Source organism: Vibrio galatheae, assembly GCF_000967545.1.
In the GTDB taxonomy this organism is placed as follows: domain Bacteria; phylum Pseudomonadota; class Gammaproteobacteria; order Enterobacterales; family Vibrionaceae; genus Vibrio; species Vibrio galatheae.
On record NZ_JXXV01000030.1, the window covers coordinates 1 to 14,243 of the forward strand.

A 14,243-nucleotide genomic window follows, 5' to 3' on the forward strand; every position below is an offset into this window, starting at 1 on the left:
TCAGTGGATGCGCATTATAGGGAGTTGGATTTTTAAGGCAAGTAAAAAGAGCTCTTTTTTGCAGAAAAAAGGCCTGACTGAACATTATTCAGTCAAGCCTTTATTTATACTCATCTTAAACTCAGTTTAAGCAGAGCTTATTCACACCCACTTGTGGATAACTAGTCATCAGAATCAAAGAAGTAAGAGATTCGTGAGCGTGGATTCAAATACTCGCGCACTTTATCTGGTAGCTTGTTCGGTAAAATAGCATTAACTATTTTGATCTCTTTTTCCGCTAAGTCGATGATCGGTGCTTGAGTCCTAGGTACTGAAGGGTCATAGATAAGAACATTCGGGTAGAGTATGTTTTTCGAGTTTACAGAGATAACCAAGCCGACCATATCATTCGATAGTTGTACAACGGTTCCTGGAGGATAGATCCCCATAAACTTGATCAGTAAACTCAAGTTTTCATTGTTATAGTGATGTTTGCAGTTCTTATATAGATAGGACAGAGCCACATAAGGTATCTTTTGCTCAGACGGTATATTGCTATGACACAGATTGTCATAAGCATTCGCTACGGCAACAATTTGCGTCAACTCGTCAATCTGATCTTCTTTAAGCCCTTCTGGATAACCAGAGCCATCGTTGAGCTCATGGTGCTGGGCGATAACTTTGCGCGCACTTTCAGGAAAGCTATCTATATGTGCAGCTATTTCTAATCCATATTTGGTATGCAGCTTGAGGTAGTTTTTCTCAGGTTCAGTCAAAGGGGTTGGCTTGCGTAAGATAGCTGTAGGAACTTTTACTTTTCCCATATCATGAAATAAAGACGCAAACGCCACTTCTTTTATCTGGTCAGCACTGAGCATCTTAGCTTTCGCAATCATCATGGCAACCACAGATACGTTAAGCGAGTGGAAGTATATATCTTCAAACTCACTCTTACCGTTCATTAGGTGCAAAGTCACGTTATCGTCACTGAGTAGTTTGTCTACAATATCGTTCACTAGCAGGCTGGCTTCATCCACCGCTTGTTCTGGTCGGCTACGGATTTTATTCATAACCGCTCGCATACGTGATAGCGAGCGTTCAAACTCTTTCTCACAACTGATAACGCGTCGACGGTACGCACTCAGTTTTTCGATTCTATCTTGTTTCTCTTTCCATAACTTTTGGGCTTCTAGATCGATCTCATCATGCAGTGCTTGTTCAACGTCTGCGTTAGGTTGCTCTTCAACAACAGGTAAAGGCTGTGTATCGCTCTGATTAGGATTAATAAAGACATGCTTGATCCCAAGGTGGCGGATCATTCTGATCTGCTCTTCATCCTTGATTTTAAAGCTATTAAATAAGAAAGGGTGCTCATTCCATTTGACCGGAAGTCGAATATGCAACCCTGGCTGTAGTCTATCTACTGTTATTTTGATACTGGCCACGATTTATATACAACTTAATTATTAAAACCAATTTAACAATTCTAGATGAATGATAAGGCGAATTCATCACCTACGCTTAGTTAATGAGAACTCAATAGCGTCCTCGCCCACCATAGGCCGATTTAAACGAGTTCACAATGCAGCATCCAGCGAACGCCAAACTGATCTTCTAATTTACCGAACCGGGCTCCCCAAGGGGTGTCAGCCAACGGCATCATGATGTGGCCGCCATGAGAGAGTTTATCGAATAGACGTGCTTGTTCGTCGAGATCAGTCAACACAATCGAAAGGGCGATATTGTTACCGCTACGCTCTTGCGCCAATATCCCATCTGAGAGCATAAACTTCATGCCAAACGCTTCAAACTCCGCATGCATAACCCAATTTGGCTCCGCCGCTTCGATTACTTGTGGCGCATCTTTAAAAAGCTGCTTTGTCACCACAACGCCACCAAAGCATTGATGATAAAAGTCTAACGCTTCTTCACAACGGCCAGCAAAAAATAAATATGGGGTAAGTTGATACATTCTCTGTCTCCATGTTATTCATTTAAAGATAGACAACATCAGGCTAACCAACAGAAAAAATTAGCTTTTTCTAAAAACTTTGTATCGTATTTAAACTATTTGCAGATTAGGACAATATAGGTGAGTAATTAAGGGACAAAGTTTATTGCGAGGATATAGATCTGGGGGGGCAACTCGAATCATTTAACATGCCATCTTAAATAACAACGTCATGAATATTCCCTTAGCCCAAAACGACGAAAGGCCGCTATAAAGCGACCTTTCTATGTATGGTACCGGTGGGCGGACTTGAACCGCCACGCCCGAAGGCAACGGATTTTGAATCCGTCGTGTATACCAATTTCACCACACCGGCATCTTCAGGCTATTGCCCTCTGATGGTTGGCATTATACGTATGCTTTTAAGCGGCGCAAGAAGAAAAACCTTAGATAATCACCGTTTGCTGATAATTTCGCCATATGTGTGACAGCAACACGTTCTCGCTAGCATCTATTGACGGTAATGTCTGAGACGTAGCCGTTACCTATTGCTGACATCGCATTGTAGATCATGCTAGCTGCATCTTTTGCGCTCATAAAGCTCTCAGTGTTAATCGCTTTCCCACTCGATGGCCAAAACTCAGTTGACATGCCACCTGGGTATACCGCAACCAACTTCATTGGTTTGTCTTTTAACTCTAGCCGAACGGATTCAATCAATCCTTTGACCGCCCACTTTACTGCGCAGTAAGTCGATTCTTGAGCCTTAGCCTGCAAAGCGGCAGTCGACATCACCATCACCACAGTGACGGGTTCATTTTGATATCGCTTAACTGCTTCCTGAACAAGATTGATTGCCGAGTTGAGATTGTTCGCAATTAAGGTTTGAATCGCTTGCGGGCTCTGCAGCTCAAGTAAACCAAAGTAGCCACTTCCGGCACAATGAATGATTGTCTTTGGCGTACTAGGCAGTTGCTCAAATAACGCAGCAACTTCTGAATGCACTGCCATGTCACACCTGTGGTAGCCAAGGCTATGCGTTAATGTCGAGTTTAAGCACTCGAGCTTTTCCGCGCTACGCCCAGTAAAAAACGTCGTTTGTTGGTTGCTATCGTACAAGCTGACCAAAGCGGCACCTAAACCACTACTTGCTCCTGTCACTACAATCATAGCTATTCCTCAATCTTTGCTAACGCGCCACGCGTCGATATCAAACGTGGCACTGAATAGGTTCTTTTTACCATCCAAGCATAGGAAACAAACGATTGATCGAGAAGTCTGTGCGCAGGCTCTCTTTTCACAATCAAGATGAAGCTATATTCTTTCGCCTAGTTTTATTTTGGGTAAGTAGGATTTATGTCAACTAATGACACTTTGCCACCAGCCGGCTTGTTTCGCCGTTTAGGTGCTCTTTTATATGACGCTCTCATTGTTATCGCGATAGAGATGATGGCCGCAGGCATCGTCGTCGCGATATTGCATGCGTTAATGGCAATGGGCTTGTTTAGCCTCAATGGTTTTGAAGATGTGAGTGATTTTCTGAGTAGTCACCCGGTTTGGAGCCCGATTTATACCGCTTATTTAGCGTCGGTATGGATCTATTTCTTTGTCTTTTTCTGGACACGTGCAGGACAAACGCTGGGCATGCGCGCTTGGAAGTTACACATGATCAGCACTGATGGATCTCCGGTTACCGTTACTCAAGCCCTGATTCGGATTGGTACTTCAGGTTTTGGTCTGGCAAACCTAACCGTTCCACTTGATCCTAAAAAACGGGGTTTTCACGATATTTGGGCGAAAACACAAGTGGTTGTGTTACCAAAAGCTAACTAACGAAAAACCGATAAACAAAAAAGGAAGGCATCAAGCCTTCCTTTTTCTAACCAGTCATCACTAGTCTACTTTTAGCTCTTTCAGCATTTCTTCTGGCAGTGCAAGTTCGTCATTCTTGTTGACAGAGATACCAGCAGCAAGGATAGCTTGCGCTATTTGCTTAGCCTCATCCAAAGAGTGCATCGCTGCAGTACCGCACTGATACTCATTGAGTTCTGGAATCTTGTTTTGGCTTTCAACCTTGAGTACATCTTGCATCGCAGCTAGCCATGCGTCGGCAACCTGCTGCTCTTGTGGCGTGCCGATCAAGCTCATGTAGAAGCCTGTACGACAGCCCATTGGTGAAATATCAATGATCTCTACTGCGTCACCATTAAGGTGGTTACGCATAAAGCCCGCGTATAAATGCTCTAAGGTATGAATGCCTTTTTCCGAAAGGATATCTTTATTCGGCGCAGTAAATCGTAGGTCAAAAACCGTAATGGTGTCACCTTTTGGGGTCGTCATGGTTTTAGCCACACGAACTGCTGGTGCATTCATTCGGGTGTGGTCGACGGTAAAACTATCAAGTAACGGCATTGTACTTCTCCATGTGAGCTGATCTTAAAGCAACCAGCTTCTATTATCTTCTCATTCATGCTGGCATCCTTTGTTTGCCGAGCATAATCCTTTTGTTGTCGCTCAATGTGATGCGCTTTAAGAGCAATTCACGTGATTGTCTGCGTAAGCTTTTAAGTAAGCAAAGTAGTCCGTGAGGAAATCATCGAAATTGAGCTTGTCTGCAGCTTCCACTTCAGCCTGAGCGATGCGAGAGCGCTCAACCTCTTGTTCCATTTCAGCTTCACTGTAAATGCGGTAGTGATGACCGAGATGCTGCTGGCGATACTCTTTACCAAACTCACAGCCAACTTTACCAAGGCCTCCATAGTGCTTGGTATCTTCAAGCAACTGACCTGAGATGGTTTGTTGCGGGTTGTCTATCCAAGATAGCAGTTTATAGCAAACCGCTTGATACTCATCGCTACCATTTGCCTGATCCATTTGCTCAGCAATTTGAATCAACTCAACAAATACGCGTTTTGCCCAATCTTGAAGAGTTAACACTTCGCCTTTACAGCCAATCTGCAACTCAAGACCTAATTTACGTCCTTCGACAATCACCTTATTCCAGTTTTCACGCCAGCAAGATTGTTCACAATGATCCATCGGCTCGGAGTCGGTCAGTGCAGCCCAAGTTAAGAATAAGTCTAAGAAACGAATTTGGTCTTCATTGATACCAATTGCGCTATACGGGTTTACGTCTAACGAACGAACTTCAATATATTCAACACCACCGCGAGCCAAAGCTTCTGATGGTTTTTCACCCGCTTTGGCAACTCGCTTAGGGCGAATCGGGGCATAGAGTTCGTTTTCAATCTGGAGCACATTGCTGTTGAGCTGGCGGTATTCACCATCAACTTTAACCCCAATTTCGGCAAACTCTGCTGAAGGTGTACGAATCGCACTATTGAGCCCTTCTAAGTATTCATCCAGACTGTTAAAGCCAATCTTAAGCGCACTCTGCGCACTGTTGGTGTAACCAAGATCGCTCAAACGCAGTGAAGTCGCATTCGGCAGATATAAGGTCCCACCAATATTCTCAAATGGCAGCTTCGTTTCTCTACCTTGAATAAAAGAGCTGCACAAGGCTGGAGATGCACCAAAAAAGTAAGGAATTAACCAACCAAAACGGTAGTAATTGCGAATCAAGCCAAAGTAGGCTTCTGACTTACTGTGTTGTCTCTGTTCATCACTTTGTTGACCATACAGTTGATCCCAAAACGATTCTGGAAACGAAAAGTTAAAATGCACACCGGAAATAATTTGCATTAAGCTACCATAACGGTGCTTAAGACCTTGTCGATACAGGGTTTTCATCTTACCTGAGTTCGAGCTGCCGTATTGTGCAAGATTGATGTCCTCTTCGCTGCCAACATAACAAGGCATTGAAAGCGGCCACATTTTCTCTTCACCCAACTTAGTCTGGGTGAAGTGATGTATATCCTCAAGCTGCGCAGTTAGAGTTGAAATACTGCTCGACACGGGAGTAATGAACTCCAAAAGCGATTCTGAAAAATCCGTTGTAATCCAGTTGTTAGCGTATGCTGAACCTAGCTCACCAGGATGAGGGGTTGTCGCGAGATTACCATCTTGGTGGTAGCGCAGCGTTTCGCGCTCTACACCACGTCCAAAACTCTTAAATACTTCTTGGTTTTGTGCAACTCGCTCCAGTCGCGCAGCAAATTCAGTCAAAATGAGGTTCGCTTATATCAGTGGTTTGGTGGTCATACCAAACTGGTCAAACAAATCACAAAGGGTGACCAAGGCCACCCTTTATCTATGCACTATGTTATGTGTACTCTAACGGATGATTTCAAGCTCTTCTATCGGAATCTGCAAACTTTCTAACTGTGGCTTAAGCACTTTTGCATCACCGACAACGATAATCTGATAATCTTGTGGCGCAAACCATTTGGCTGCAACCTCGTTGAGCGTCTCTTTATTGATGTTCTCAACAATTTCATTTCTCTGCTTTAAATAGTCTTCATCTAAGCTATAAGCAAGAATACTACTCAATAGCCCGGTTTTCTGTGAAGGCGTTTCATACTTTAGTGCATCTTGTTGACCGACAGCTAAACGTAAAAATTTCATTTCATCGTCGCTCATACCATTTTTGCTGTATTGGGCTAACTCATTTTGCATTTCGACAATCGACGGCACGGTTGAGTCTGCGCGCACTTGAGCCGAGAAGATAATCGCCCCCACTTCTCGATTGGCCGCCAAATAGCCATCAGCACCATAGGTATAGCCTTTGTCTTCACGTAGATTCTGATTGATGCGGCTATTGAAATTACCAGCCAAATTAAAGTTCGCTAACTGGGTAAGATACACTTCTCCTGTTGCATCAAATGGCAAGCCCTGGCGCACCATACGCACAACACTTTGTGGAGCATCAGGCTTATCAACTAAGTAGATTTTCTGTTGGTCTAGCGGCTTGACTAACTGAGGGTTGAGCAAAGGTGCCGTCTCCCCTTTCCAGTTTTCAATAAAGGCCAACTCTTTTTTTATGCGGCGTTTGTTCACATCTCCCACCACCACTAGTTGTGCCCCTTGTGGTGTGTAATGCTGTTTATAAAACGCTTTAACATCTTCTAAAGTTAATGCAGCGACCGATTTCTCTGTACCGTCTCGCGAGCGCTGATAGATAGAGCCATCAAACAACACTTGTCGAGTTGCCTGTGACGCTAACCAGCCGGGCTTTTGATGCTGATAAACAAGACCCTCAAGCATTTGTTTTTTCAGGCGCTCAAAATCTTGCTCGCGAAAGGCCGGTTTAAAGAGAATCTCTTCAATGATCGCCATCGTCTCTGTCAGGTTTTTCTCTAAGCTAGAGACTGCAATACTGGTGGTATAGTTAGCCGCATTAATCGAAACCGTGCTGCCTAGCTTATCCAAGCTTGCTTGCAGCTCTTCAAGGCTGGAATCAAGTGTCGCTTCTTGCATCATCGCAGCGGTAAGATTCGCCAAACCTTCTTTGCCCTTTTCAACGTAGCGTTCACCTGCGGGGAAACTGATGTCCAGTTGAACAGTCGGCGTTTCGGAGCTGACAGTACCGAGTAGCTCCGCCCCATTATTAAAGTAAAGTCGGTATAAATCGGGCATCTGCGCTTTGACACCTTGCGCGACTTGCGGCATCACTGAACGATCAAAACTGTCGCTGGCTCGACGATAATCCAACTCTTGCTCGGTGACCTTTTGGTATTCGGGTAAGTCTCTCGCGGGAGTAACGAAGTTTGCAGGCGCGGCAGCAAGTTCAGATTTACCTCTCGGAACCACACTTAACGCGACCTTGTGATGACCATTGACAAAAGATTGATACGCCGCCATCACGGACTCTGGCGTTACAGCACGAATCTGATCTAACTGAGTTTGAATCCGGTCGGGTGTATCGAAGAAGGTTTCATTGGACGCAAGCTGAGTCACTTTGCCCCGCACACTTTGCAAGGCAAACACCGCATTCGCCTCTGCCATACCTGTGATTTGTTCAAGCCTGCCGTTATCAACCCCTTGTGTCTCAAACTCTTGCAATGTTTGCATCAACTCTTGATAGAGAGGTTGAAGCGCACCTTTCTCTCCGGATGGGGCCATGGCATAGACATAGAAAGTACACGCAAGCTCTGCACAGTCTTGAAAAGCGCCAGCATCGACCGCTTTTTGTGTCTTCACTAACTTTTGATAAAGCAGGCTATTGGCACCACTGCCCAACACATTCGCCAATGCGTTGATAGAAGCTTGCTCTTGTGCGCCGTTATATTTCGTTGGCCAACCAATCATCAGCATCGGCTGCTGTATTCGATCTTCTAATGTGATATAGCGGTCTTGTTCAAGTTTAGCGGGTTGCTTAGATGCGCGCTCCACCTCAGGTCCGCTTGGAATTGAGCCAAAGTATTTATTCACCCACGCCAGAGTCTGAGCAACGTCAATATCACCACCAATTGTGAGTACCGCGTTGTTGGGCCCATACCAGCGAAGGAAGAAAGCTTTCAAATCATTAACATCGACACGATCTAAATCTTCTACGTAACCTATGGTTTGCCATGAATAAGGGTGACCTTCAGGATACATGGCTTCCCCCATTATCTCCCACATCAAGCCATATGGACGGTTGTCATAGTTTTGTGCGCGTTCGTTCTTAACCGTATCACGTTGAATTTCAAATTTATGTTGCGAGACAGCATCCAATAAGAAGCCCATTCGGTCGGACTCTAGCCAGAGCATTTTCTCAAGCTGGTTTGATGGCACTGTTTCGAAATAGTTAGTGCGATCTCGGTTGGTCGTGCCGTTAAGAGAGCCGCCCGCTTCAGTGATGATCTTGAAGTGCTGTTGATCGCCAACATTCTCACTACCTTGGAACATCATGTGCTCAAAGAAATGGGCAAAACCCGATTTACCAATTTCTTCACGTGCCGAACCCACATGATAAGTAACGTCAACGTGCACCAAGGGATCTGAGTCATCAGGTGACAAGATCAGTGTCAGTCCGTTATCCAATTGGTACTTAGAATAAGGAATCGTTGCTTTACCGGGTTGAGCGTCAACTTCCTCAACAAGCGTAATGCCTTGTGGCAATGAGGTAATAAATGGAACCGAAGAGAGGTTGTTAGAGCTACAACCGTAAAGTGCGACAAGAGAAATAGCGCCAAGCCAAACTTTTCTCATGACATCCCCTTAAAAAAATCCAAAGAAAAACGCAGCAAGTAAAGAGTAGCGAAGCGCTTTGCCAATCAGTATAAGCCAAAAGCACGGCCAAAAACGCATTCGTAACCAACCTGCCGCCAAACATAGCGGGTCACCGATGACAGGTAACCAGCTAAAAAGCAGCGACCAATAGCCGTATTTATTGAGCCATAATAAAGCCTTATGACCATATTTTTCGTTGTGAGTTCGGTTGGGTAACCACAAACCTAACCAAAAGTTGGTCATGCCACCGAGTGTGTTACCCAAAGTAGCCACAAGGATAATAGTGGCGGTTGAAAATTGGTTAAGACTTAAAGTGGCGATTAAGCCAGCTTCTGATCCACCGGGCAGAAGAGTGGCGCTGAGGAAGCCGCTTAGAAACAGCACCCACAAAGCCGAGTCGGAGAACCATAGTGCGAAAGATTCGAAAGCGCTGTTAAACGCTTCTAACATTGCATATCAAGCAAGATCTTGCCTCTTGTGTGTCCCGTTTCAATTTGTTTGTGTGCGTCTACCACCTGAGTCATAGGATAAACTTGCTGAATCTCGGTTTTAACCAAGCCAACACTGACCATGTAGAGCAGAGCGTCTAGTTGCTGTGGATTTGGATCAACCAGCATACCTGTGGCTTCAAAACCAAGTAGCTTGGCCTTTTCGCATATTAGTTCAGCGCTTAAGGTTGGCACAGTCACAACTTGTGCTCCATCTTTCAAGCACTTAAGAGCATCGAGAGCGGCATCCCCACCGACGAGATCAATCAAAACATCCACCTCTTCAACTCGCTCAGAAACCGGCGCGAAGTGGTAGTTGACTGCGTGTGCTCCTAGTGTCGCCATGTAGTCTAAATTGGCCTCGCTACAGGTGGTAAACACTTCGGCTTTTGCGGCCACAGCAACCTGAATTGCGATATGCCCAACACCGCCAGCTCCCGCTAAGATCAGAACTCTGTCCCCTTCACGTACTGTGGCTTTATCTAACGCTTGAACCGCAGTTTGACCAGCAAGAGGCAGCGCTGCGGCAGCCTCTAAGGTAACAGAGTCTGGAACGTGGCTTAACACGCCTTCTGGCACGCAAACATACTGACTATAGCCGCCACCTGTTACAGGAAAGCCGATAAAACCTGCAACATTATCGCCCATAGAAAATCGATCAGCCTGTTCCCCCAATGAAACAACTTGGCCAGAAATGTCGTATCCAGGCACCCACGGCAGATTATCTTTGTTCTGAGCAGCCGCCCAACCTAAGCCTGCCCGTGTTTTAACGTCGATAGGGTTGACGCCAGCAAACGCGACTTTCACTAACACTTCACCAGATTTCGGCTCTGGCATAGGCGCTGATTGAATTGCTAAAACTTCGGGTTCACCAAATTGAGTGATGGCAATTTGTTTGTTTTCCATTTCTTCATTTCCCTATCGATATAAAAAAGGGATGCGAAAGCATCCCTTTGAATATATACCATTTATTGCAAGCAAGTTAACCACTCGCTCTCAAATTAACCAATAACTCACATCCGTGGGTAATTATCCAACCAGAGCAAGCAAAATACCTGCGGCTACCGCAGAGCCGAGTACCCCTGCAACGTTTGGTCCCATAGCATGCATTAATAGGAAGTTTTGTGGATTGGCATCCAAACCCACTTTATTCACCACACGCGCAGCCATAGGAACCGCCGAGACACCAGCCGCACCGATCAGTGGGTTAATATCTTCTTTTGAAAACTTATTCAGTACCTTAGCCATCAGTACACCACCCGCAGTACCAATACTGAACGCCAATGCACCCAAAGCCAAAATGCCAAGCGTTTCCATGTTGAGGAACTTCTCAGCCTGCAGTTTTGAACCCACGCCTAAGCCAAGGAAAATCGTGACAATATTGATGAGTTCGTTCTGAGCGGTTTTAGACAAGCGTTCAACCACACCAGCTTCACGCATCAGATTGCCTAAACAGAACATACCAACCAATGGGGTTGCCGACGGCAGGAATAAAATTGTCATCACCAGCACTGACATCGGGAAAAGAATTTTCTCCGTTTTTCCGACATGGCGCAGCTGTGCCATCTGGATCTTACGTTCCTCCGGCGTGGTAAGCGCTTTCATAATTGGCGGTTGAATAATAGGCACTAGCGCCATATAGCTGTATGCAGCAACCGCAATAGCGCCTAACAGATCCGGAGACAAACGGCTTGCTAAGAATATCGCTGTTGGACCGTCGGCGCCGCCGATGATAGCAATCGATGCCGCATCAGGCATGTTAAATTCCATGCCTGGGACATAGTTAAGTAAAATCGCCCCGAACAAGGTCGCAAAGATACCAAACTGCGCCGCAGCACCTAGCCATAACGTTTTCGGGTTAGCAATTAAGGCACCAAAGTCCGTCATTGCCCCAACCCCCATAAAGATCAGGAGCGGGAATATGCCAGACTCGATCCCAACGTGATAAACGTAGTAAAGCAGCCCACCTTCGTCAGTAAAGCCTGCATTAGGAATGTTCGCTAAAATGGCACCAAACCCAATCGGCAGAAGCAGCAGAGGCTCGAAGCCTTTACGTATCGCCAAAAACAGCAATAGACAGCCAACTAAAATCATACAGATCTGGCCGAACTCGAAATGAGCGATCCCTGTTTCTGACCATAAGGTCATTAATCCTTCCATGCGACTCCCTTACGCTAAGCTCAGTAGTGGAGCGCCAACTGTCACAGAATCACCTTCTTTGACGTGTAGGTCTTGGATAATACCGCCACGCGCAGCGCGTATTTCTGTTTCCATCTTCATCGCTTCAAGAATCACCAACACATCGCCTTCAGCCACTTCTGTGCCCGTTTGAACATTCACTTTGAAGATGTTACCCGCTAATGGCGCAGGAACCGTCTCAGAGTTGCCTGCTGAAGCTGCTGTCGGTGCAGCCACTTGTTGTGGCGCTGCGGTTGAAGGAGTAACAGACGTCAATTGACCTTGAGGCCCAACTTCAACGTCATAAACTTGGCCGTCCACTTTCACGCTGTAAGTTTCAATACCACCTTGAGCAGACTGAGCTTGAACTGCAACAGGCGCTTCCTCTAACCATGGTGCAGGCTCGAAAGCATCTGGGTTACGGCGATTCTTCAAGAACTTCAAGCCAACTTGAGGGAATAGCGCATAAGTTAATACATCATCAACGCTATCTTCAGCCAAAGAAATACCTTCGTCTTTAGCTTTTGTGAATAGTTCTTCCGTCAATGATGCCATCTCGGCCTGGAGAAGATCCGCTGGACGACAGGTAATCGCTTCTGCGCCATCAAGTACTTTCGCTTGAAGCTCGGCATTAACGGCGGCAGGTGCTGCGCCATATTCACCCTTTAATACACCCGCGGTTTCTTTGGTGATGCTCTTGTAACGCTCCCCCGTTAAAACATTGATAACCGCTTGAGTACCTACAATCTGAGATGTTGGTGTCACAAGAGGGATAAAACCAAGATCTTCACGTACGCGAGGTATCTCTTCCAACACTTGATCTAGCTTATCAGCAGCGCCCTGCTCTTTAAGTTGCCCTTCCATGTTAGTGAGCATGCCACCCGGAACCTGAGCAATCAGAATACGTGAATCCACCCCTTTAAGCTGGCCTTCAAATTTAGCGTATTTCTTACGCACTTCACGGAAGTAAGCCGCGATAGGCTCAATCTGGTCTAGTTTAAGGTTGGTGTCACGCTCGGTACCTTGCAGCATTGCGACAACGGTTTCTGTTGGTGTATGACCGTATGTACAGCTCATTGAAGAGATAGCGGTATCAAGAATATCAACACCAGCTTCGACAGCTTTCACTGCGGTTGCCGTTGATAGCCCAGTAGTCGCGTGACAATGCAGAGCAAGTGGGATATCAGTAGACGATTTGATACGTGTAATTAGTTCTTCCGCTTCGTACGGCTTAAGCAGACCTGACATATCTTTAATACACAAAGAGTGGCATCCAAGATCTTCAAGGCGTTTAGCGAGATCAACCCATGTATCTGAATTGTGAACTGGGCTCGTCGTATACGAGAGTGTTCCTTGCGCATGAGCGCCAACATCTACAGCAGCCTTAACCGCTTTCTCGAAGTTACGAACGTCATTCATCGCATCAAAAATACGGAAGACATCCATGCCATTGGCATGAGCGCGTTCAACAAACTTTTCAACAACGTCATCTGCGTAATGGCGGTAACCGAGTAAGTTCTGGCCACGAAGCAGCATTTGCATTGGGGTATTGGGCATTGCTTTCTTCAATGCACGCAAACGCTCCCACGGATCTTCACCTAGGAATCGGATACAAGCATCAAATGTTGCTCCGCCCCAAGTTTCTAGCGACCAGTAACCGACTTTATCCAGTTCCTCTGCGATAGGTAACATATCCTCAAGACGCATACGAGTCGCAAACAGCGATTGATGCGCATCACGAAGGACCACATCTGTTAAAGCTAGTGGTTTAGACATGCTCATTAACTCCTTTTAATCCTATCAAATGCTACTTAGCGGTAGAGGCGCGATACTGGTGTACCGCTGCGGAAATAGCCGCAACTACCTTCGGGCTAACAGCAGAAGATGATGATTGAACTTTATTATTTTGAATAGGTGTGGCGATCGGTGCTGGTACTTCTTCGGGCACCAGTTTTGACATCAACCGAACGAGGTAGACAAGAATAGTGAGGAATATAAATACTACAGCCATTCCTGTTACCATCAGGGTTGCAGCATCTATTAGCAGGCTTCCAATATTATCCATTTTTGCATCCTTTCTTTGTCATCCTGACAACAGCATATCGATGTTTCACCAAATTTATCATGCTTGATTACGGCTCAACATCTCATGTAACTAGCATCTTACTAGAGATCTTGTTGTCAGAATAGGCAGTAAAATCCCGACAAGAGGTCTAGAATTATCTCGATTGGTTAAACTTTGTCAATTTTGTTTAAGGTGCTAATAAGGATATTGCACAAATCTAGGGAATTATTCGTCACACAAATCACATAAAACTGCAATACTTATCCATATAAGCATAAATAACTGTGTGTTTTACGACGTTATCTCAATATTTGATAGATTACTGCGATAGGCTTAAAAAAAGCGAAGAAATAGAAATAAAAACAATTACTTGTGTTTTTAATGTTTAAGAAATGTTACAGAACGGTTAATAAAAAAAGCCCTGCTATTTCTAGCAAGGCTTCATTATGTGGCGCGTCCTGGAGGATTC

Annotated in this window: 12 protein-coding genes and 1 tRNA gene; 1 reads left to right on the plus strand and 12 read right to left on the minus strand. The window is 45.3% G+C overall.

Translation table 11 applies throughout. From position 1 onward, the window contains the following. Window positions 1-161 precede the first annotated feature (161 nt). The 4 genes from TW81_RS16720 to TW81_RS16735 form a co-directional block, all read right to left on the minus strand. On the minus strand, window positions 162-1,424 hold the full coding sequence (locus tag TW81_RS16720) for an HD-GYP domain-containing protein (RefSeq protein ID WP_045956885.1): 1,263 nt from the start codon (window positions 1,422-1,424) through the stop codon (window positions 162-164). Between the two features lie 122 nt (window positions 1,425-1,546). Then, window positions 1,547-1,951, minus strand: a complete 405-nt coding sequence (locus TW81_RS16725) for a VOC family protein (RefSeq protein WP_045956886.1) — start codon at window positions 1,949-1,951, stop codon at window positions 1,547-1,549. Window positions 1,952-2,221: 270 nt separating this feature from the next. Next, a tRNA-Leu gene (locus TW81_RS16730) sits at window positions 2,222-2,306 on the minus strand. Between the two features lie 128 nt (window positions 2,307-2,434). Then, entirely contained in the window at window positions 2,435-3,100 is a 666-nt protein-coding gene (locus TW81_RS16735; protein WP_045956887.1) for an SDR family NAD(P)-dependent oxidoreductase, read from the minus strand. 186 nt (window positions 3,101-3,286) lie between these two features. Here TW81_RS16735 and TW81_RS16740 point away from each other — a divergent pair, with 186 nt between their 5' ends. Then, entirely contained in the window at window positions 3,287-3,763 is a 477-nt protein-coding gene (locus tag TW81_RS16740) for an RDD family protein (RefSeq protein WP_045956888.1), read from the plus strand. A 60-nt stretch (window positions 3,764-3,823) separates the two neighbouring features. On the opposite strand, the gene luxS is transcribed toward TW81_RS16740, so the two are convergent. The 8 genes from luxS to TW81_RS16780 form a co-directional block, all read right to left on the minus strand. Further along, a complete protein-coding gene (gene luxS, locus TW81_RS16745; RefSeq protein ID WP_045956889.1) occupies window positions 3,824-4,342 on the minus strand; it encodes an S-ribosylhomocysteine lyase in 519 nt (172 codons plus the stop codon). A 117-nt stretch (window positions 4,343-4,459) separates the two neighbouring features. Then, entirely contained in the window at window positions 4,460-6,055 is a 1,596-nt protein-coding gene (gshA, locus tag TW81_RS16750; protein ID WP_045956890.1) for a glutamate--cysteine ligase, read from the minus strand. 108 nt (window positions 6,056-6,163) lie between these two features. Further along, window positions 6,164-9,022, minus strand: a complete 2,859-nt coding sequence (locus TW81_RS16755) for a M16 family metallopeptidase (RefSeq protein WP_045956891.1) — start codon at window positions 9,020-9,022, stop codon at window positions 6,164-6,166. Window positions 9,023-9,031: 9 nt separating this feature from the next. Beyond that, the gene (locus tag TW81_RS16760) at window positions 9,032-9,493 is read right to left on the minus strand and encodes a YqaA family protein (protein WP_045956892.1); all 462 of its coding nucleotides are present in this window, start codon (window positions 9,491-9,493) and stop codon (window positions 9,032-9,034) included. After that, window positions 9,487-10,437 (minus strand): NADP-dependent oxidoreductase, encoded by a 951-nt coding sequence (locus TW81_RS16765; protein WP_045956893.1) that lies wholly within the window; start codon window positions 10,435-10,437, stop codon window positions 9,487-9,489. Before TW81_RS16765 ends, TW81_RS16760 begins: the two co-directional genes overlap by 7 nt. 123 nt (window positions 10,438-10,560) lie before the next feature. Next, window positions 10,561-11,691, minus strand: a complete 1,131-nt coding sequence (locus TW81_RS16770) for a sodium ion-translocating decarboxylase subunit beta (protein WP_045956894.1) — start codon at window positions 11,689-11,691, stop codon at window positions 10,561-10,563. A 9-nt stretch (window positions 11,692-11,700) separates the two neighbouring features. Further along, window positions 11,701-13,485, minus strand: coding sequence for a sodium-extruding oxaloacetate decarboxylase subunit alpha (gene oadA / locus TW81_RS16775; RefSeq protein ID WP_045956895.1), 1,785 nt, complete (start codon window positions 13,483-13,485; stop codon window positions 11,701-11,703). Between the two features lie 31 nt (window positions 13,486-13,516). Beyond that, window positions 13,517-13,774 carry an oxaloacetate decarboxylase subunit gamma gene (locus TW81_RS16780; RefSeq protein ID WP_045956896.1) on the minus strand — a complete coding sequence of 86 codons (258 nt, stop codon included), beginning with the start codon at window positions 13,772-13,774 and terminating at the stop codon, window positions 13,517-13,519. Window positions 13,775-14,243: the final 469 nt, after the last annotated feature.